Below are 19,856 nucleotides of genomic sequence, written 5' to 3'. Positions count from 1 at the left end.
GTCAACTCGCCGTCTCAGCTTGCCGCGGCGCCGAACCAGCCGATCACCGCGCCGATGATCAGCAGGACACCCAGCCAGTGGCCGCCGTCGATGAGGGTCAGGTCCCAGCCGAAATTCTCGTAGCGATGGTTGACCGAAAGCGTCGTGGCGACAAAGCCCAGCCAAAGCACGAAGCCGAAGACCAGCCCGGCAAGCCATGTCGGCTCACCGCCGGTCATCGCGCCGACGACCAGCGCCATGATATAGGCCATGACCAGTTCGGCGATGAAAGAGATGACGAAAGGCAGCGGCGATTTCTTCATGGTCGCCGGATCGAGTTTGGCGGCCTTCAGCCACGGCTTGCTCAACGCCATGTACCAGGCGGCGCCGAACAGCCAAGCCAAGACGGCGGCGGCGATCACCGCCAGCCAGTTCACCGCGGAAAAATCCATGAGCGTCCCCCTCCAGACACAGGCCATATGACGTGCATGCACGTTGTATCAAGCGCTTCGGCGATGGCGTCAAGCAAAGCGCCAGACGGTCGTGCGCTTGACCAGGGAATCCTCCAGCGCGCGTGTGACTTCCACCTCGAAGACCGCGAGCGGCTCCAGCCCCGATTTCGGCAGATACGACCGGCCGGGATCGCCGACGAAGATCTCGGCGCCGCGCGCCTTGAGCGTCGCGAACCATGGCATCAAGCGGGCGGCAAAGGGTTTGTCGTAGAAAACGTCACCGGCCAGAACCACGTCCCAGCCCGCATCGGTGCCGATGCAGTCCGTGCCGAGGAAGTCGATCGCGACGCCATTGGCCTCGCTGTTGAGGCGGATCGCGGTGACGCAGAACGGGTCGATGTCGGCGGCGATGACCCCGGCAGCGCCCGCCTTGGCGGCGGCGATGGCGACAAGGCCGGAACCCGAGGCGAAGTCGAGCACGCGTTTGCCCCGCACCGTGCCGGGGTTGTCCATGACATAGCGGGCGAGGCCCTGGCCGCCGGCCCAGGCAAAGGCCCAAAAGGGCGGCGGCAGTCCGATCTCGACCAGTTCGTCCTCGGTCCGCTGCCAAAGATCGTGCGCTTCATCGGCGAGATGCAGCAGAACCTCGGGCACATGCGGCGGCGCCATCAGCGCCGTGTTGTCGAGGATGAATTGCCTGGCGCTATGCGGAGTGAGCGCCGTCACGGAGCCGGCGTCAGGCCGCCCATGCGGCAGACTTCCTTCCATTCCGCCGGGGTGACCGGCTGCACGGAAAGCCGCCCGAGCCGCACCAATGCCATTTCGGCGAGCTTCGGATTGGCCTTGATGTCCGCCAGCGTCGGCGGGTTGGGGACTTCGCGGGAGGCACGGATGTCGACGCACTCCCAGCGCGGGTCATCCGACGTGGTGTCGGGATGGGCGAGCGCGCAGACCTCGGCGATGCCGACGATGTTGAGCCCCTCATTGGAATGGTAGAAGAAGCCGAGATCGCCGATCTGCATCGCCTTCATGTTGTTGCGGGCGGCGTAGTTGCGGACGCCGTCCCACTGCGTGCCGGCCTTGCCCTTGGCCTTCAGCATCTCGAAGGAGAACTTGAAAGGCTCCGATTTGAACAGCCAGTAGTTCATTCATATTCTCCCTGAGGCCCAGTTGCGGGTGACCGGAATTAACTAGCCGCCGGCTTGTTGAACGTCCAGTTCCACGGGCGGATTTCGACGCTTTCGAACAGGCCGGCCTTGGCATAGGGATCGGCGGCCGAAAGCGCCTGCGCCGCGGCCAGGTCGGGTGCTTCGACGACCACGAGGCTGCCATTGGGCTTGCCATCGGCGTCGAGGAACGGCCCGGCAAAGGCCAGCTTCTTCTCCGCGTTCAACCCTTCGAGAAAGGCGACATGCTCTGGCCGCGTGTCGAGGCGCACCTGCAGGCTTCCTGGCTTGTCCTTGCAAACAAACGCAAACAACATGGTCGTTCTCCTGTTTCCTCTATCGAATTCTGGGGATCAGTCGTTGGTCTCGGTCTTCAGCGGCCGGGTCATCAAGGCGGTCACGGCCTGCTGGATGGTGATGGTGCCGTCCAGTATGGCCGCTACGGCGGTGATGATCGGCGCATCGATGTTGCGCTCGCTGGCGATGCGGGCAGCGATCGCCGCAGTCGGCACGCCCTCGGCCAGCGGCAGGCCGGCCAGCGGCTTGCCTTGCCCGAGCGCCAACCCATAGGCGAAATTGCGCGATTGGGCGGAGGAGCAGGTGAGCAGCAGGTCGCCGAGGCCGGAAAGCCCCATCAGTGTTTCGGGCCTGGCGCCGAAGGCGGCACCGATGCGGCGAAGTTCGACGAAGCCGCGCGTCACCATGGCGGCCTGGGCGCTGGCGCCGAGCCCGGCGCCGGTGACGGCGCCGGCGGCAATGGCGAAGACATTCTTCAAGGCGCCGCCGATCTCGACGCCGATCAGGTCGTCGCTCGAATAGCAGCGCAGGTTTTCTGCGGAAAACCGGGCGGCAAGGTCAGCCGCCAGGGCTTCGTCGCGGGCGGCCACCACGACTGCTGTCGGCAATCCCTTGGCAACATCGCTGGCGAAGCTTGGGCCAGACAGCGCGGCGACGGGATTTTGCGGCAGGATCTCCTCGACGATCGCCGACAGCAGGGCACCGGTGTCGCGCTCGATGCCCTTGGCGCAGAGAACGAGCGGAATACCGCTCGGCATATGGTTTTTCGCGAGCGCCAGCGTTGCCCGCAAGGATTGCGCCGGCGTCACCGCCAGCACGCAATCGGCACCGGCGAGCGCTGCCTTGATGTCCGATGTCGCCTCGATGCCGGGCGCAATCGCAATGCCCGGCAGGTAGCGCGGGTTTTCGCCACGGCCGATCGAGGCGACGGTTTCCGGGTCGCGCGCGAACAGCCGCACCGCGTGGCCGGCGCGCAGCATGGCCAGCGCCAGCGCCGTGCCCCAGGCGCCACCGCCAAGCACAGTGACGCGCCAGCCGCTCTTGCCGGGACTGTTCTTGGCTTCACCGGTCATGCCTTGGCTCCGCGCCGGCCGGAACCGACCATCGGCGCCGAGATGCTGTCCAGCGGCCAGCGCGAGCGCGGCACGAAATCAAAACCGTTCTCCTGCGCCATGCCCTGCCGCAACCTTTCGATGCCGGCCCAGGCGATCATCGCCGCATTGTCGGTGCACAATTTGAGCGGCGGCGCGACGAAGGTGAAACCGGCCTCGGCACAGAGCCGCTCCAGCGTTGCCTTGATGGTGCGGTTGGCGGCGACGCCGCCGGCAACCACCAGCGCCGGGTTCTTGGTGCCGGGAAATGTCTGGCTGAATCGGGCCAAGGCACGGGAAACGCGGTCGGCCAGCGCATCGGCGACCGTCGCCTGGAACGAGGCGCAGATGTCGGCGACGTCCTGGTCGCTCAGCGGCTCGATCGCCGTGGCCGCCTGGCGCACCGCGGTCTTCAGACCGGAGAAGGAGAAGTCGGGCTGCGCCGAGCCTTTCATCGGCCGGGGAAAAGCAAAGCGCGCGGCATCGCCAGCCTGCGCCGCCTTCTCGACATTCGGCCCGCCAGGATAGGGCAGGCCGAGCATCTTGGCCGTCTTGTCGAAGGCCTCGCCGAGGGCGTCGTCGATGGTGGTAGCCCAGCGCTGGTAGTCGCCGACGCCGCGCACGGCAAGGATCTGCGTATGGCCGCCGGAGACCAGAAGCAGCAGATAAGGGAATTCCAGCCCGTCGGTCAGCCGCGCGGTCAGGGCATGGCCTTCGAGGTGGTTGATGGCGATCAGCGGCTTGCCCGCGGCGGCGGCGATCGCCTTGGCCGTCATCAACCCGACGATCAGGCCGCCGACCAGGCCGGGCCCCGCGGTGGCGGCGATCGCATCGATATCGGCGAGGGCCGTGCCCGAATCGGCAAGGGCTGCCTCGACGATGCCGTCCAGCGCCTCGACATGGGCGCGGGCGGCGATCTCGGGCACTACACCGCCGAAGGCAGCATGCTCCTCGATCTGGGACAGCACGACGTTAGACAGGATTTTCGGTGCGGCGCCGCCCTCCAGCGCCACGACGCTGGCGGCGGTCTCGTCGCAACTCGTTTCGATGCCCAGAACGCGGATCAATTCGTCGCTATCCCAAGAGATTGTTTGTCAGGCCTTTCCCCTTTAGGAGAAAGCTCGGAAAGGCCTCGGTTGTCCTAGCCGCATTTCCGCGACGCCAAGTGGCTCCACCTGGCTGCAAAATGCTCTGCCCGGGGGTTATCACGGACCACGCGCCATGCAAACCATCTTGAGAATAGGAACACGCGGCAGCCCGCTGGCATTGGCACAGGCGCATGAGACGCAGGCGCGGCTGATGGCCGCGCATGGCCTGCCGGCGGCGGCTTTCGAGGTCGTCGTCATTTCGACCAGCGGCGACCGTATCCAGGACCGACCCTTGTCGGAAGCCGGCGGCAAGGGCCTGTTCACCAAGGAAATCGAGGAAGCGCTGCTCGCCGGCGCGATCGACATGGCCGTGCATTCGTCGAAGGACATGCCGACGCAACTGCCCGACGGGCTGGAACTCTCAGCCTTCCTGCCGCGCGAGGATGCACGTGACGCCTTTGTCGGCAAGGCGGCAAAGACGATCGCCGAACTGCCGCGCGGGGCAAAGGTCGGTTCGTCGTCGCTCAGGCGGCAGGCGCTGATCCGCCGGATGCGGCCGGATCTCGACGTGGTGATGTTCCGCGGCAATGTGCAGACGCGTCTGCGCAAGCTGGACGAAGGGGTCGCCGCCGGCACCATCCTCGCCTATGCCGGGTTGAAGCGGCTGGGCCTGGAGCACGTCGCTACCGATCTGATGCCTCTCGACATTTTTCCATCGGCACCGGGCCAAGGCGCGATCGGCATCGAGACCCGCATCGGCGATGGCGCTGTCGAGAAGATGCTGGTGGCGATCCATGATGTGGCGACCGGACAGGCGCTGGCCTGCGAGCGCGCCTTCCTGGCGGCGCTCGACGGCTCCTGCCGCACGCCGATCGCCGGCTATGCGGCGGTCGAGGCCGGAACGCTGTCGTTCGCCGGGCTGATCATCTCGCCCGACGGCACACAGTCGCACGCGGTCGAACTGCAAGGGGCAGCACAAGACGCCGCCCGCATCGGCGATGAAGCCGCGCGAACGGTGCGGGCCAAGGCCGGCGAAAAATTCTTCGACGGTTGGCTCTGACCATGCTTCGCGTCCTGGTGACCAGACCGGAACCGGGCGCATCGCGCACGGCCCGGCGGCTGGAAGGGATGGGCTTCCAGCCTCTTGTCCTGCCGTTGACAGAGACGATGGCGTTGCCGGTCGATGCTGGAGCCGTTCCGGACACCGTGGCAGCCGTTGCCATCACCAGCGCCAATGCCGTGCGCCATGCTTCAAGAGAGCTGATGGCCGTGCTTTCCGACCTGCCTTGTCATGCTGTCGGCAATAGGACTGCCGAGGCGGCGCGCAAGGCCGGGTTTTTGTCTGTCAGGGAAGGCCCCGGCGATGCCGAAGCGCTGGCCGACAGCATGGCCGAGACATTTTCCGGCAAAACGATCGCCTATCTCTGTGGGCGCGTGCGGTTCGCGGCCTTCGAACAGCGGCTGGAAACGGCCGGGGTCGGGGTTCATGCCGCCGAGACTTATGACACGCTGGCGGTGCGCTATTCGGATGAAGCGCTGCTTCAGCGTCTGTCGGATCGATCCGTCGATGTGGTGCTGCTCTATTCGGCCAAGGCCGCTGCCGCGATGCGGGATGTGGCCAACCGATCCATCCTGAACGGGTACTTTGAAAAGACACTGTTTTTCGCTCTCTCAAGCCGCGTCGCCGCCGCTCTCGACGATAGCGCCGGCAAACCAATCCGCATCGCGGCGCAGCCCGACGAGGAGGCGCTGCTGGCGCTTTTACGAGGGCTGCCCTGAGCCGCGTCATCACACCGCCCCTTTTCACCGCTTGGTGATGTGCTAGACCCTTTTTAGAACCATCATGCGCCGTCAGGCGTTGAGACGAAGCGAATTTTGCGGAGCCCCGGCATGGTCAAGACGCCGAAGATGCGACACTCGAAAAGCCGCCGCGAGCCGGTGACCATCGATCTCGAGCCGGGTGCCGTCTCCCGCATCGTCGACGAGGATGCGGCCCAGATAGACGAGGCGAAGGCCGAGGAAACCATGGCGGAGGAAGCAAAGGACGCTTCGCAGCCGGAGACGCCCGAAGAACCGGTGCATGCCGACCAGGCCGATCTCGAACCCTGGGAGCATGCCGATGCCGCGGCAGGTCAGGCCGGGGCCAAAGCCGCCGAGCCGGAGTTGCCCTATCCCGGTTCGGATGCGCCAGCCAATCGCGACCAGGCCTCCGACTACAACTTCGAGGATGCATCGGCCAAGCGCAGCGACGACAGCAAGGCAAGAACCGGGGCACGGGACAAGAAGATGGCGCCAACACCTCCTCCGGCAAAGCGCGGCGGCCTCAACGGCATCGCCGCCGGCATTATCGGCGGTGTCATTGCGCTGGCCGGCGCCGGCGGTCTGCAATTCGCCGGTCTGCTTGGCGCGCCGGGTTCCGGCGCCGGCGTCTCGCTCGATGGCGTCAACGGCGAAATCGCATCGCTGAAAAGCGACATCGCCGGCCTGAAGGAAACCGGCGGCAAAAACGATGCGGAGGCCAAGGTGGTCGGGCTCTCCTCGGGGCTGGAACAGGTAAAGGCCGATGTCGCGGCGCTGAAATCGGCTGTTGGACAGGGCGGCGCCGGCGACAATGCCGGGCTTGCGGCCCTCGGCGACAAGGTCAAGCAGATCGAAACCGCGGTCGCCGCCCTCGGCAAGGCCGGCAGCGCGGCACCGGTCGATCTCGGCCCGCTCAACGAGAAACTGGCCGGCCTCGACGCGCTGGTGAAATCGGCGGGCGATGCGGCGAAGGCGCAGGAAGGTCGGCTCACCGCGCTGGAACAATCGGTGGCGCAGCTGTCCGGCAAGGTCGAGGCGCAGGCATCGCAGCCCAAGATCGCGCTCGCCATTGCCGCTTCGGCGCTGAAGGCGGCGCTCGACCGTGGCGCGCCGTTCTCGGCCGAGCTCGATACGCTGGCCGCGATCTCTCCCAACGCGCCGGAACTCGCGACCTTGCGCCCTTATGCCGAAAAGGGCGTGCCGACCCGTACCGAGATCGCCTCGCGAATGGATGCCGCCGCCAGTGCCATGGTCGCCGCGGCAACGCCGGTCGACCAGAATGCCGGCTTCCTGCAGAACCTGATGTCGAGTGCCGAATCGCTGGTCAAGGTCCGGCCGATCGGCGCCGTCGAAGGTCCCGGTGCGCCGGAAACCGTCGCGCGCATGGAAGTGGCGGTCACCCAGGGTGACTATGCCAAGGCGCTCAGCGAATACAATTCACTGCCGGACGCCGTGAAGGCGGCGGGTGCCGACTTTGCCGGCAAACTGAAGGCGCGCATCGAGGTCGAAAGCCAGGTCGACGCGCTGATCTCCGGCGCGATGAAGGCATGAGGGCAACACGATGATCCGCCTGCTCGCCTTCCTCATCGTCGTCTTCGCGCTCGGGCTGGGCTTTGCCTGGCTGGCCGACCGGCCGGGCGACATGGTCGTCACCTTCAGCGGCTACCAGTACCAGGTCAGCCTGATGGTGGCCGCGGTGGCCGTCGTCACCGTCGTCGCCGCGGTGATGATCCTGTGGTGGCTGGTCAAGTCGCTGTGGAACAGTCCCTACACCATCTCGCGCTATTTCCGCGTGCGCCGCCGCGACCGTGGCTATCAGGCGCTGTCGACCGGCATGATCGCCGCCGGCGCCGGCGATGGCGCGCTGGCCCGCAAGAAGACCAAGGAAGCGGCCAAGCTGATCCGCTCAGACCAGGAGCCGCTGATCCATCTCTTGGAGGCGCAGGCATCGATGCTCGAAGGCGACCATGAAGGCGCGCGCCAGAAGTTCGAAAGCATGCTCGACGATCCCGAAATGCGGCTGCTCGGCCTGCGCGGGCTTTACCTGGAAGCCGAGCGCCTGGGTGACCGCAACGCTGCCCGCCACTATGCCGGCCGCGCCGCGGTGATGGCGCCGCAACTGGCCTGGGCGGCCGAATCGACGCTGGAGGAATTGACCGCGCGCGGCGACTGGGATGGTGCGCTGAAGCTGGTCGACGCGCAGAAGTCGACGCGACAGATCGAGCGCGACGCCGCCAATCGCCGCCGCGCCGTGCTGTTGACCGCCAAGGCGCAATCGCTCGCCGACAGCGATCCGAATGCCGCCAGGACAGCGGCTATCGAGGCCAACAAGCTGCGGCCGGATTTCGCGCCGGCCGCAATTGCCGCCGCCGCGGCGCTGTTCAAGCAGAACGACGTGCGCAAGGGCTCGAAAATCCTGGAGACGGCATGGAGGGCCGAGCCGCACCCGGAGATCGCCGAACTCTATACGCATGCAAGGCCAGGTGACGCCGTGCTCGATCGGCTCAACCGGGCGAAGAAGCTGCAGGAAATGAAGAAGAACCACGCCGAATCGTCGATGACGGTGGCACGCGCCGCGCTCGACGCGCAGGACTTTCCGACCGCCCGCCGCGAGGCCGAGGCGGCGATCCGGATGGACCGCCGCGAAGGCGCCTATCTACTCCTGGCCGATATCGAGGAAGCCGAGACCGGCGACCAGGGCAAGGTGCGGCAGCTGCTGTCCAAGGCGGTGCGGGCGCCGCGCGATCCGGCCTGGGTCGCCGATGGCGTCGTTTCGGAACGCTGGGCGCCGGTATCGCCTGTCAGCGGACGGCTCGACGCCTTCGAGTGGCGCGCGCCGATGGAGCGGCTTGGCCAGCTGATCGACAGCCGCGACGATGCGCCCGAGACCCCGGTGCCGGTCATAGAGGCGCTGGCGAAGCCGGCCAGCGAAAAACCGATCGATACGATCGAGCACGCCACGGCGGGCAACGAGGCGGCGGGCAAGGGAATCGATAGAAGCGAAGACCACGTCACGCCGGTCACGGCGGCTGCGTTCGCGGCAGTGCCGGCCGACGCGGAGGCCGTCGAGCCGGCCGAAGAGCTGGCGCGGCTGCCGGATGATCCCGGCGTCGATCCGGACGAGGACGCGGAAAAGTCGCCGCGCCGGTTCCGGCTGTTTTGATTTTGGCCATTGGGCCGTTTGGGAATGGATTGATGTTCGAACGCGTTCTGTCGTTTCTCAGGGATTTGCCGAACGGTTCCGGCGCGACCGCCAGCACCGATGATCCTCGTGTTGCCGCTTCGGCGCTGCTCTACCATGTGATGAATGCCGACGGCGTGCGCCAGGATGTCGAGTGGGAGCGGTTCAAGGCAGTGCTGGCGCAGAGCTACTCGATCAGCGGCGCCGAATTGGAAGCGCTGGCCGCCGCGGGCGAGCGCGCCGACAATGAGGCGATCGATCTCTATGCCTTCACCAGCGTGCTCAGGCGCCATCTCGACGCCGAAGGGCGCAAGGCGTTCATCGGCCTGATGTGGGAGATCGTCTATGCCGATGGCGAGCTGCACGAGCTCGAGGACAATACGGTGTGGCGCGTCGCCGAACTGATCGGCGTCGAGCGCCACGACCGGGTCGAAGCGCGCCGCAAGGCGGCGGCGCAGGCGCCGGACGCGCGTGGAATTTCGAGCGACGAATAGACGGGATTTCGCCTGACGATGCCGCGCGCAACGAGTTCGAAGCCAAAGATCCTGATCGTGCTGCATCAGGAGAATTCGAGCCCCGGACGCGTCGGCCACATGCTCATCGAAGAGGGTTTCGAGCTCGACATCCGCCGCCCGCCGCTGGGCGACGCCCTGCCGGAAACGCTGGATGGCCACGCCGGCACGGTGGTGTTCGGCGGGCCGATGAGCGCCAATGACGACGACGAATTCGTCCGCCGCGAGACCAACTGGCTGGAAATTCCGCTCCGGGAAAACCGGCCATGCCTGGGCATCTGCCTCGGCGCGCAAATGCTGGTCAATCATCTGGGCGGCAAGGTCGAGGGTCACGGCGACGGGCTGGTCGAGATCGGCTGGTATCCGCTCAAGGCGACCGAGGCCGGCCGGAAACTGATGCACTGGCCAGACATGGTCTACCAGTTCCACCGCGAGGGCTTTTCGCTGCCCAGCGACGCGACGCTGCTGGCGACGGCGGACACCTATCCCAACCAGGCCTTCCGCTACGGCGACAATGCCTGGGGCATCCAGTTCCATGGCGAACTGACAAGGGTGATGATGCAGCGCTGGGTGGTGCGCGGCGCGCACCGTTTCGAATTGCCAGGCGCGCAGCCCGGCCGCGATCACCTTGGCGGCCGGCTGATCTGGGACATGCACCTGAAGCGCTGGCTGGACGAGTTTTTGCGGATGGTGTTTGGGGGAGTGGCTGTGGGATAGCTCGACTCACGGCGGAGAACGGTTTCGCGGTTACCTGCTTCTCTAACTCTTTGACGCAATTCCCAAGGGGAAGCGCTGTGCGCATCTCCCGGGAAAACCGCTCACACTTTCCCGGAATTACTCTAGGGTTCGAGCACCGGCCGCATGAAGCTGCGCTCATAACTGAGAATGCTGCGATTGCGCTTCTCCGTTTCAAACACTTCCTGGCATTCGGGGTCGGCAGCCATCCGCTTGCGATAATCCTCGTAGTCGGCAAGGCTCGGGAAGCTGAACATGGCATAGGCGATATTGTTCGCCCCTTCGCTCGGAAGGAAATAGCCATGATGGTTTCCACCGAGGCGATTGACGAGACTGATCCAGCGCCGGCCGTATTCTTCAAACTCGGCAAGCTTGTAAGGGTCGATGACATATTTCAGGTAACAGGTGATCATGGGAGTTCCTGTGACAGGGTGATGTATCCTGCTCACCGCCAGTGAGCGTCAGTTGCGCCCGTTGAGGTGGCGCACCTTGCGCAGCGCCGGAAACAGATAAGCCCATAGCCCAGCAACCGCGATCGCGCCGACGCCGCCGATGACCACCGCCGGCACGGTGCCGATCAGCGCCGCCATGGTGCCGGCGCGGAATTCGCCGACTTCGTTGGACGCGCCGACGAAGACCTGGTTGACGGCGTTGACGCGGCCGCGCACTTCGTCGGGCGTCCATAGCTGGATCAGCGTTTCCCTGATGTAGACGCTGAACATGTCGGTGGCGCCGAGGAGAGCCAATGCGACGATCGACAGCCAGGTGACGGTCGAGAGGCCAAACAATACGGTGCAGGCGCCGAAGGCCGCGACGAAGCCGAGCATGATCTTGCCGGCATTGTCGCGAAGCGGGTGCCCGGCGAGCCACACCGCAACGCAGATGGCGCCGATGCCGGGCGCCGAGCGCAACAGGCCGAGGCCCCAGGGGCCGAGTTCAAGAATGTCGCGCGCATAGACCGGCAGCAGCGCCGAGGCGCCGGACAGGAGCACGGCGAAGAGGTCGAGCGAGATGGCGCCGAGCACGATCTTCTCGCTCCAGATATAGCGGAAGCCGGCAAACAGCGTCTCCATCGTAGGCTTGTCGGTGGCGCTTTGCTGGGTGGGTTTGGGAATGGTGAAGATCAGCAGGCCGGCCACCAGCATCAGCACGGAGGCGACAGCGTATGCGGCCTCCGGCGAAACGCCATAGAGCAGGCCGCCGGCGACCGGACCGATGATCGTCGCCGTCTGCCAGGCGGACGAATTCCAGGCAATCGCGTTGCCGAAATCTTCCGGCGGCACCAGATTGGCGAAAAGCGACGACGAGGCCGGCCCGTAAAAGGCGCGCGCCATGCCGAACAGCGCCAGAACGACGAAGATCGGCAACGGACTGACGAGGCCACGCAGCGTGAAGTACAGGAGAACAAGCGTACAGCCTGCTTCGACCACGGTTGCCAGCGCCATGATCAGGCGGCGGCCGAAGCGGTCGGCGACGACGCCGGTGACCAGCACCAGCAGCAGCGATGGCAGGAACTGGACGATGCCGACAATGCCAAGGTCGAATGGATCGCGCGTCAGATCATAGATCTGCCAGCCGACAGCGACGGAGACGATCATGGTGGCGAAAGTGGTGAGAAAGCGTGCCGTCCAGTAGCTGAGGAAGGCTTTGTGCCGGAAGGCGGCGTAGCGCTGCTCCGGCGATGTTTTTACGGATGTCATGCAATGAGGCCCCGTTGCGATTGCGTTGGAACGCCGTGCGTCCAACTCGGCCGCACAAAGTACGCTCCAACACTTTTTAGTCTTCGCATCGTGCTTTCCGAAAATCGGAACCGATTTACGGGCCGATACGATGCCGGCGGGGCACGTCCCGAACGGGCGCTGTTCCGGCCAATGAAACTTGATAAAGTTCGGCGCGCATATGCGTTAAAATCGGTTCAGGATCAAGGGACCTTGCCCCTTTTCCTTCAACTGCACGTGGAAGTTACTGCCGCAGTGCTGCCGAAATCGCCTCAAGCCCGCCCCTCAACTCGGCTTCCGTCGGCCAGCCGAAGCCGACGCGGAAGAAGCGCTTGTCCATTTCGAACCAGTGGCCCGGCCCGACATAGGTGCCGTGCTTTTCCAGCAGGTTGACATAGAAGCGGTCGAGGTCGAAGCCGGGTTCTACATCGAGGCGCGGGAAGCCGACGACGCCGCCTTCGGGCCTGATCCAGCCGACCAGCGGCTCGCAGTCGATCCAGGCCTGGACGATATCGCGGCGCTTGGCCATTTCGGGCAGCAGCACGCCCAAGAAGGCATCCCGCCGTTCCAGCATGCCGCGGGCAATGCCTTCGTCGATGACGCTGCCGCAGATGCCGATCTGTTCCTTGGCGGCCAGGAATGTTTCCTGAAGCGCTGCATCCCTGGTGATCAGCCAGCCGATGCGGATGCCTGGAATGCCAAAGGCTTTCGACAGCGACGAAACGCTGATGGCCTTCGTGCTCAGCGAGGCCGCCGAGGGCAGGCGCCTGCCATAGGAAAGGTCGCGATAGGTTTCGTCGACCAGCAGATGGCAGTTGCTGGCCTCTGCAAGCGCCACCAGCGCGTCGAGATCGGTGCGCGACATCATCGTGCCGGTCGGGTTGTGCGGGCAGGTGACACTGATCAGTTTCGTGTTCGGCCGGAGCGCCGCCTTGATGGCCCCGACGTCGATGGCGAAGCCGTCCTCGAAGGCGAGGTCGACAAAGCTGATGGCGCAGCCGATAGCCCTTGGGGTTTCGATGTTGGTGGCGTAGTTGGGCCTGATGACGACGAGATGATCGCTGGCCGACAAAAGCGAAGTCGAGATGATGAACAGCGCGCCGGCGGCACCGGCGGTGACCAGCACGTCATCGGGCGAAATGCCGGCATCCTGCGCCGCGACGAGCGCGCGTAGCTCCTTGTCGCCTCGATGCTCGCCGTAGAACAGCGTCAGGTCCGGCAGCGACAGGCCGATGTCGGAGAGCTTCTGGTCGGCGATCGAGCTTTCGGAGAGATTGTAGCGGATACGGTCGTAGCCGTACTCCTCCGGCGCTTCCTTCTCGATCACCATCCTGGTGTAGTTCATGGCTTCCCCCAGATTATCCCAATGCGGACTATCCAAGCCACAAAAACATGAAGCCTGCCAAGGCGGTTTCGCCGGCAGGCTCCTGTTCCAGTCGTCCTAAATATTGGCTCAGGACCGAATTGATCAGGCCGAAACCTTGGCCTTCCGGCCCTTGGCCTTGACGGGCGCCACTTCGACGGCCTTGCGGCCGAGGCCGATCGATTTCGCCAGCTGGGAGCGCGAAGCGGCATAGTTGGGGGCGACCATCGGATAGTCCGCCGGCAAGCCCCATTTGGCGCGATAGGCGTCCGGCGTCAGGCCGAAATGCACGCCGAGATGGCGCTTCAGCGATTTGAACTTCTTGCCGTCCTCGAGGCAGATGATGAAATCCGGCGTCACCGACTTCTTCGGATTGACCGCGGGGACCAGGGGTGCCGCCACCGGAACGGCCGGCTTGCCCAATCCGTCGATCGAGGAGGCGACGCTGGCGATGAGATCGGCCAGACCGGAGGCGGGCAGGCGGTTCTTCTCGACATAAGCGGACACGATGTGGGCGGTCAGTTCGAGAAGGTCGATGCGAGCGTCGTTGCTATCGTCGGTCACTGTTCTCTCCGTCTATGGCGCACGGCCTCGAAAATCGGACTCTTTTCGAAAGGACGAGGCACAAAAAATGAAAAATGTTGAAGCGTCTTCAAGCGTATCCAATGAAAGGACGCGGGGGCAGCGCGCGAAATTCCTAGTCGGCAAATCTGCGCAACGCAATGATTAAGCGCGGCGTCACACGTTATTTTGAACAACTATACTAAACTGTAATAATATCAGACGATCAGTGCCTTGTCTCGCCACAGACGAAATCCGCCTTCGAAGGCACGTGTGTTGTCACCGCGCCTGGAGTCGGCCGGTAACTCGTCGAGCTTGTCGACATTGCCGCCGCCAATGACGACATAGTCTGGCTGGAGGGCGGCGCGCAGCCGGTCGACGACGTCGAAGACATGTATGCGCCACTTCTTCTTGCCGCGCTTTTCAAGGCCGCGCTCGCCGACATAGTCCTCGAAACTTTGGCCTTTCCTGTAGGGAAGATGGGCGAGCTCCATCGGCTGGCCGACATTGTCGAAGACCATCGCCGCGCCGAGGCCGGTCCCCAGACCCAGGAACAGCATGCGCCCGCCTTCATAACTGCCGATGGCCTGCATCAGCGCGTCATTGACCATCTTGACCGGCTTGCCGAACTGCGCGTCGAAGTCGAAGCCGGCCCAGCCCTTGCCGAGATTCTTGGGGTCGAGCACAGGCTTGCTGTGACGCACCGGGCCGGGGTAACCCATCGAGATGACGTCGTAGGGCAGGCCCTCGGCGAGCTTCTTGACCTTATCGATCATCTGCTGTGGCGTCAGGTCCGGGCCGGAATCGTCCCGGCGTTCCTGCCCGCCGGCGCTGGTCAGGATCTTGACGTGCGAGCCGCCAATGTCGATCGTCAGCACGATCTGCTCGGCATCAGGTGCTGTCTGCTTCACCGCCTTGGCCATCACGTCTCCTCCACTCATATCAGCGGAACTTATGCCACCGGGTCGATCCAGCCATTGGGCGGCCCGAAGCCGGCCATGGCGTCGGCCGGTCCCCATGTCTTCGGCTCATAAAGATGCGGCGGCGTGGTGTCGCCGAGCACCGGGCCGACGATGCGCCAGGCGAGCTCGGCCGCGTCCTGGCGGGTGAAGAGCTGGCCGTTGCCGTTCATGGCATCGCCGATCAGGCGCTCGTAAGGCGGCATGTCGCCCTTTGAGTTGTCGAGCGCGGAAAGTTCCACCTGCTCGCCGACCATGTCGTCGCCGGGCGCCTTGCGCTGGGCGCCGATGGCGATCGCTACCTGCGGGTCGATGCGGAAGCGCACGTAGTTCTGGTCGGCGGGCTTGATCGGGTCGAATACGTCGAGCGGCGGCCGCTTCAGCCGCACCACCACCTCGGTGACATGCACCGGCATGTTCTTGCCGGCACGGATGAAGAACGGCACATCCTGCCAGCGCCAGGTGTCGACGAAGAAGCGCACCGCGGCGAAGGTCTCGACCGGCGAGTTCGGCTTGACGCCGGGCTCGGCGAGATAGCCGGTGAATTGGCCGCGCACGACATCGGCCTTCGTCAACGTACGAATTGCCCGGAGCACCTGGACCTTCTCGTCGATGAGGTCGTCGGCGGAGCGGCCGACCGGCGGCTCCATTGCGAGCAGCAACAGGATGTTGAGCAGATGGTTCTCGATGACGTCGCGGATGCAGCCGACATCGTCATAGAACTTGCCGCGGCCTTCGACGCCGAAATCCTCCGCCATGGTGATCTGCACGCTCTCGACGAAATTGCGGTTCCAGATCGGCTCGAGGAAGGAGTTGGCGAAGCGGAAATAGAGCAGGTTCTGGATCGCTTCCTTGCCGAGATAATGGTCGATGCGGAAGATCGACTGTTCGTCGAACACCAGATGCAGCACCCGGTTCAGCCAGCGAGCCGATTGCAGATCGTGGCCGAAGGGCTTTTCCACCATCAGCCGCGCGCCATGCGCGGTGCCCGACTGCTCCAGCCCCTGCACGACCGTCTCGAACATGGTCGGCGGCACCGCCATGTAGTGCAGCGGCCGCTGCGCGCTGCCGAGTGCGGTCTTCAACTTCTCGAAGGTGGCCGCATCGCGGTAGTCGCCGCTGACATAGCGCAGCAGCGAGGCGAACTTGGCGAACACCTTGTCGTCGATCTTGCCCAGCGCATTGACGATGCCGTCGCGGGCGCGGTCCTGCAACTGCTTGATATCCCAGGCGTCGAAGGCGACGCCGATCACTGGTTCGGTGAGCGTGCCCTTGGCGACCATCTGGTAGAGGGCTGGAAATATCTTCTTGTGGGCGAGGTCGCCAGTGGCCCCGAAGAGCACCAGCGTGTCGGACCGTTCCTGGCTCATGCGTGCGTCTCCTGCTGTGGCGTCACTTGCCGGCCTTCGGCTTCTCGATATGGCCGCCGAAGGCATAGCGCATGGCGGACAGCAGCTTGTCGGCGAATTCGGATTCGCCTTGCGAGGAAAAGCGGTCGAACAGCGCCGAGGACAGCACCGGCGCCGGTACGCCGGTGTCGATCGCCGCCTTCAGCGTCCAGCGGCCTTCGCCGGAATCCGATACCCGGCCCCCGAACTGCGCCAGGCCCGGATCGCTCTTCAGCGCCCCGGCGGTCAGATCGAGCAGCCAGGAGCCGATGACGCTGCCATGGCGCCAGACCTCGGCCACCTGGGGAAGGTCGATGTCGAACTGGTAGTATTGCGGGCTTTCCAGCGGGCTGGTCTCGGCGTCCGCCGTGCGCGGCCGTTTGCCGGCATTTGCCGACTTCAGGATGTTCATGCCTTCGGCGTAGGCGGCCATGACGCCATATTCGATGCCGTTATGTACCATCTTGACGAAGTGGCCGGCGCCGCTCGGTCCGCAATGCAGATAGCCGAAAGGCGCCGTCCCGGCAGCCTTGTCTGGGGTCGGGGCGCCGGCATCGGCGCCCGGCGCCAGCGTGGCGAAGACCGAATCGAGATGCTGCACCGCGACGTCGGGGCCGCCGATCATCAGGCAGTAGCCGCGCTCGAGGCCCCAGACACCGCCGCTGGTGCCGACATCGACGAGGTGGATGCCCTTGGTTGCCAGTTTCGCGGCTTGGTCGACGGCGTCGTGATAGTAGGAATTGCCGCCGTCGATGACGACGTCGCCGGGCTCCATCAGGGCGGCAACCTGATCGATGATCTTGCCGGTGATCGCGGCCGGCAGCATCAGCCAGACACAGCGCGGCTTGGCGAGCTTGCCGACGAATTCCGTCAGGGATGCCGCGCCGAGCGCGCCGTCCGCTACCAGGGCGGCAACGCTTGCCGCGTTGATGTCGTAGACGACACATTCATGACCGTCGCGCATCAGGCGGCGGACCATGTTGGCGCCCATCCGGCCCAGTCCCATCATTCCGATCTGCATGGTTTCGTCCCGATTGCTTGAGGAAAGAACAAATCTATCGACCCCGCTGCTTCAGTCATGATGCGTCGATGCCGACGCTGACGTCGACATTCTCCCAACGCATCGCATCGGGCCAGAAAAAAGTGAAGACGAGGGTGTCTCCCGGCTCCAGCTCGGCGACCGGCAGGTCGACCAGATGAACGCCGAAAGCGTTTTCGCTGGTCTTGTGGTCCTGGATCGTCAGCCATTTGTCGCTGCTCCAATGGACAACGCCCGGCGCCGAAAGCTCGACGCGCAAAAGCTTGCCGGCCGGAATGGAGCGGATCTTGTTGTTGAAGCGCCATATCCTCAGCGGCGAGCTTGTCTTGCCCTGGATGTAACGCTCGACGCCTTGCGGCGGCATGTCGAAGACCGCGCCGTCGCGCAGCGATCGCAACAGCTTGATGTGCTCGGCATGCGCCCAGACCAGCGGCATGGCGCTGCCGGACGGTTTACCCAGCCATAGCTCGCGGTCCGGCATGTCAGGGCTGTCCCAGACCTGTTCCGGCAGCAGGCCGCCTATGCCGGCCGAGCGCTCGAAGGTCTCGAGAAGCCGCGTGGCCTTCTCCTTGCGGCCAGCCGCCAGCTCGTAATGCGCCCGCTCGCCAGTGAGCAGGGGCCAGGCGCGTCCCCGGCCGGTGCCGTCGAATGGAGCACCATCCTCGTGTTCGCCATAGCCGTCGCTGGTGTAGCGGTACCAGACCGGGCCTTGCGGAAGATCGCAACGCAAAAGGGCATCGACAGCCTTGACGGTATCGACGATGCGCGGATCGTCGGCCGCCCTGAGGCCAAAGCGAACCAGGGCAAGAGCGTCGGGGCTGACGATGGCCTCCGCCGGTCTGTCGGTGTCGCCCGGCGGCCGGTTCTTGATCGGAACGAAGCCGTCCTTCGGCGCGGCGGCGCCCGCATCGTCCGGCGGCGCGATGCGGACATAGTAGCCGCTGACGCCTGTCTCGACGCAGAGCCGAGTGCCGGTGACGTAGGTCCAGCGTTCGACTTGATCGTTCCAGCAATCCGCGGTTTCACGCAGGTAGTTTGCCGGCTCACTCTTTCCGGCGACATCCAGCATGTCGGCGGCTGCCAGCAGCGCCGCGATCTCGACGGCCAACGTGAACGGGCTGTATCCGGCGTCTTCCTCCCAGCGGTCCTCGCCGGTGACGGGGCCGTTGCGCACGATGTAGGAGGCGGCGCTTTCGATCATGGCCAGGAAATCGGCGAGCCTGGGGCGCGGCAGGTGGCCTGTACGGCGCAAGGCATCGGCCAGGAGCAGCGGGAAGGCACATTCGTCCATCTGGATGCCGGGCCAGTAGGCGGTGCCGTCCGACCACACATTCTGCGGCCAGTGACCGTCCGGCTGCTGGATCGTGCGCAGATAGGTCAGGATCTCCAGCGCCTGCTTGCCGTCGCCGGCGGCAAGAAAGCCGCCAGCGGTCTCGACCAGGTCGCGCGGCCAGACCAGATGGTAGCCGCCGAGATCGTCGTCGCCCTTGTTGAAGCCCCACGGGATCGACAGGCTGGCAACGGCGGCGCCGGGTCTCGCGACCGAGAGATGCGAGGCCAGAACCGCTGTGCTCACACGATAGGTGTTCAGCCCGGAGGCGGTGTGGCGATCGAGTTTTTCCAGCCCGGCCTGAAATTTACGCCAGTTCTCGACATAGGCCTTCCGCGCGGGCTCGAAGCCCTGCTTGAGGCTCGCCAGGGCAAGATCGGCGGCGTCCTCCGGCGAGGCGCCGAAGCCAAGCGCCAGCAAGGCCGTTGTCGCGTCGGCGGAAAAGCCGATCTCTCCGGTCAGGGCGACATTGCCGTCTTGCGCCCGTTGGCAGGAGGGATCGAGAGCACCGCCGTTCCGCAATTGCTGCCATCCGTCGGAGAAACCGACATAGCCGGCCGAACAGCCGTGCCAGGGCAGTGAGGACACCAGCGCCAGGGATACGCCGCGCCCGGTGGCGAAGAGCATGCGCTGGCCCTTGTATTCGCCGGCCCAGGCTGTGTTGCCCATGCCGGCGTTGACGAGGTGCGGCGCAAGCAGCGCGTAGACGTGGTAGTCGGCCGCCGAAGCCTTCAGCGGTACGAATGCGATCTCTTGCAGCAGGACAGGCCGTTTCGGGTCCGTAATGATATGCTTTTCGATGCGGTAGGCGCCGTCCGTCGCGATGTTGGTCAGCCTGTAGCCCGGTATGCCGTCCTCGAACGGCTCGATGCCGTGCGCGGCGTCGCGCTTCTCTTCCGAGAAATAGCCGTCGGGGCCGGTGACGATCAGCTCCATGTCGCGCGTGCAGGCGCTGTCGAGACGCGGATAGTAGATCTCGTTCAAGATGCCGTGGCTGATGGTGAACCAGAGCGGGCTCTTGGCTGAAAACGCGGTGCCGACGCCACTCTTGGCGCTCGAGGTCCAGCGCGCCGGAATTCCCGGGGCGCCCGGGGGAACGATCGGCGTCACTGCCATTCAAAAGGCCTCCTGTGCGCATGCCTAGCCCATCAACCGGAGGCATTTCAATCATCGCACCGCAAGTTGATCGCCAGCCTG

Annotated in this window: 20 protein-coding genes; 6 read left to right on the top strand and 14 right to left on the bottom strand. The window is 65.0% G+C overall.

Going from position 1 to position 19,856, the window contains the following annotated elements; translation table 11 throughout:
* Window positions 1–14 precede the first annotated feature (14 nt).
* The 6 genes from A3AU_RS0112775 to tsaD form a co-directional block, all read right to left on the bottom strand.
* Window positions 15–431 (bottom strand): DUF1761 domain-containing protein, encoded by a 417-nt coding sequence (locus A3AU_RS0112775; RefSeq protein ID WP_027053185.1) that lies wholly within the window; start codon window positions 429–431, stop codon window positions 15–17.
* Window positions 432–500: 69 nt separating this feature from the next.
* The gene (locus A3AU_RS0112770; protein ID WP_209444645.1) at window positions 501–1,199 is read right to left on the bottom strand and encodes a class I SAM-dependent methyltransferase; all 699 of its coding nucleotides are present in this window, start codon (window positions 1,197–1,199) and stop codon (window positions 501–503) included.
* Window positions 1,154–1,579 (bottom strand): EVE domain-containing protein, encoded by a 426-nt coding sequence (locus A3AU_RS0112765; protein ID WP_027053183.1) that lies wholly within the window; start codon window positions 1,577–1,579, stop codon window positions 1,154–1,156. The genes A3AU_RS0112770 and A3AU_RS0112765 overlap by 46 nt, the downstream gene beginning before the upstream one ends.
* A gap of 38 nt (window positions 1,580–1,617) precedes the next feature.
* Entirely contained in the window at window positions 1,618–1,914 is a 297-nt protein-coding gene (locus tag A3AU_RS0112760; protein ID WP_027053182.1) for a YciI-like protein, read from the bottom strand.
* Between the two features lie 36 nt (window positions 1,915–1,950).
* Entirely contained in the window at window positions 1,951–2,967 is a 1,017-nt protein-coding gene (locus tag A3AU_RS0112755) for an NAD(P)H-dependent glycerol-3-phosphate dehydrogenase (RefSeq protein ID WP_027053181.1), read from the bottom strand.
* The gene (gene tsaD / locus A3AU_RS0112750) at window positions 2,964–4,049 is read right to left on the bottom strand and encodes a tRNA (adenosine(37)-N6)-threonylcarbamoyltransferase complex transferase subunit TsaD (protein WP_209444646.1); all 1,086 of its coding nucleotides are present in this window, start codon (window positions 4,047–4,049) and stop codon (window positions 2,964–2,966) included. The genes A3AU_RS0112755 and tsaD overlap by 4 nt, the downstream gene beginning before the upstream one ends.
* 157 nt (window positions 4,050–4,206) lie before the next feature.
* Here tsaD and hemC point away from each other — a divergent pair, with 157 nt between their 5' ends.
* The 6 genes from hemC to A3AU_RS0112720 all read left to right on the top strand — a co-directional run bounded on the left by hemC (window position 4,207) and on the right by A3AU_RS0112720 (window position 10,283).
* Window positions 4,207–5,133: a hydroxymethylbilane synthase gene (hemC, locus tag A3AU_RS0112745; protein ID WP_027053179.1), complete on the top strand. Its 927-nt coding sequence runs from the start codon at window positions 4,207–4,209 to the stop codon at window positions 5,131–5,133.
* A 2-nt stretch (window positions 5,134–5,135) separates the two neighbouring features.
* On the top strand, window positions 5,136–5,852 hold the full coding sequence (locus A3AU_RS0112740) for a uroporphyrinogen-III synthase (protein WP_027053178.1): 717 nt from the start codon (window positions 5,136–5,138) through the stop codon (window positions 5,850–5,852).
* Window positions 5,853–5,963: 111 nt separating this feature from the next.
* Window positions 5,964–7,424, top strand: a complete 1,461-nt coding sequence (locus A3AU_RS0112735) for a COG4223 family protein (protein WP_027053177.1) — start codon at window positions 5,964–5,966, stop codon at window positions 7,422–7,424.
* Window positions 7,425–7,434: 10 nt separating this feature from the next.
* A complete protein-coding gene (locus tag A3AU_RS0112730; RefSeq protein ID WP_027053176.1) occupies window positions 7,435–9,036 on the top strand; it encodes a heme biosynthesis protein HemY in 1,602 nt (533 codons plus the stop codon).
* A 32-nt stretch (window positions 9,037–9,068) separates the two neighbouring features.
* The gene (locus A3AU_RS0112725) at window positions 9,069–9,548 is read left to right on the top strand and encodes a tellurite resistance TerB family protein (RefSeq protein WP_027053175.1); all 480 of its coding nucleotides are present in this window, start codon (window positions 9,069–9,071) and stop codon (window positions 9,546–9,548) included.
* Between the two features lie 18 nt (window positions 9,549–9,566).
* Window positions 9,567–10,283: a glutamine amidotransferase gene (locus A3AU_RS0112720; RefSeq protein WP_027053174.1), complete on the top strand. Its 717-nt coding sequence runs from the start codon at window positions 9,567–9,569 to the stop codon at window positions 10,281–10,283.
* 122 nt (window positions 10,284–10,405) lie between these two features.
* Here A3AU_RS0112720 and A3AU_RS0112715 read toward each other — a convergent pair whose 3' ends face one another.
* The 8 genes from A3AU_RS0112715 to A3AU_RS0112680 all read right to left on the bottom strand — a co-directional run bounded on the left by A3AU_RS0112715 (window position 10,406) and on the right by A3AU_RS0112680 (window position 19,775).
* On the bottom strand, window positions 10,406–10,714 hold the full coding sequence (locus tag A3AU_RS0112715) for an NIPSNAP family protein (RefSeq protein ID WP_027053173.1): 309 nt from the start codon (window positions 10,712–10,714) through the stop codon (window positions 10,406–10,408).
* 48 nt (window positions 10,715–10,762) lie between these two features.
* A complete protein-coding gene (locus A3AU_RS0112710) occupies window positions 10,763–12,001 on the bottom strand; it encodes an MFS transporter (RefSeq protein WP_027053172.1) in 1,239 nt (412 codons plus the stop codon).
* 262 nt (window positions 12,002–12,263) lie between these two features.
* Entirely contained in the window at window positions 12,264–13,364 is a 1,101-nt protein-coding gene (locus tag A3AU_RS0112705; RefSeq protein WP_027053171.1) for an aminotransferase class I/II-fold pyridoxal phosphate-dependent enzyme, read from the bottom strand.
* A 123-nt stretch (window positions 13,365–13,487) separates the two neighbouring features.
* Window positions 13,488–13,946, bottom strand: coding sequence for a Ros/MucR family transcriptional regulator (locus tag A3AU_RS0112700; protein WP_027053170.1), 459 nt, complete (start codon window positions 13,944–13,946; stop codon window positions 13,488–13,490).
* 215 nt (window positions 13,947–14,161) lie between these two features.
* Window positions 14,162–14,866 carry an ROK family protein gene (locus tag A3AU_RS0112695; RefSeq protein WP_027053169.1) on the bottom strand — a complete coding sequence of 235 codons (705 nt, stop codon included), beginning with the start codon at window positions 14,864–14,866 and terminating at the stop codon, window positions 14,162–14,164.
* Between the two features lie 29 nt (window positions 14,867–14,895).
* Window positions 14,896–16,272 (bottom strand): glucose-6-phosphate dehydrogenase, encoded by a 1,377-nt coding sequence (gene zwf, locus A3AU_RS0112690; protein ID WP_027053168.1) that lies wholly within the window; start codon window positions 16,270–16,272, stop codon window positions 14,896–14,898.
* Window positions 16,273–16,294: 22 nt separating this feature from the next.
* On the bottom strand, window positions 16,295–17,311 hold the full coding sequence (gene gnd / locus A3AU_RS0112685; RefSeq protein ID WP_027053167.1) for a phosphogluconate dehydrogenase (NAD(+)-dependent, decarboxylating): 1,017 nt from the start codon (window positions 17,309–17,311) through the stop codon (window positions 16,295–16,297).
* 55 nt (window positions 17,312–17,366) lie between these two features.
* Complete coding sequence (locus A3AU_RS0112680; RefSeq protein ID WP_027053166.1) at window positions 17,367–19,775, bottom strand: glucan 1,4-alpha-glucosidase; 2,409 nt, start codon at window positions 19,773–19,775, stop codon at window positions 17,367–17,369.
* Window positions 19,776–19,856: the final 81 nt, after the last annotated feature.

It is taken from the genome of Mesorhizobium erdmanii USDA 3471, assembly GCF_000472705.1.
In the GTDB taxonomy this organism is placed as follows: Bacteria; Pseudomonadota; Alphaproteobacteria; order Rhizobiales; family Rhizobiaceae; genus Mesorhizobium; species Mesorhizobium erdmanii.
Note: the sequence above shows the minus strand (reverse complement) of the source record. Positions and strands in the feature narration are given on the sequence as shown.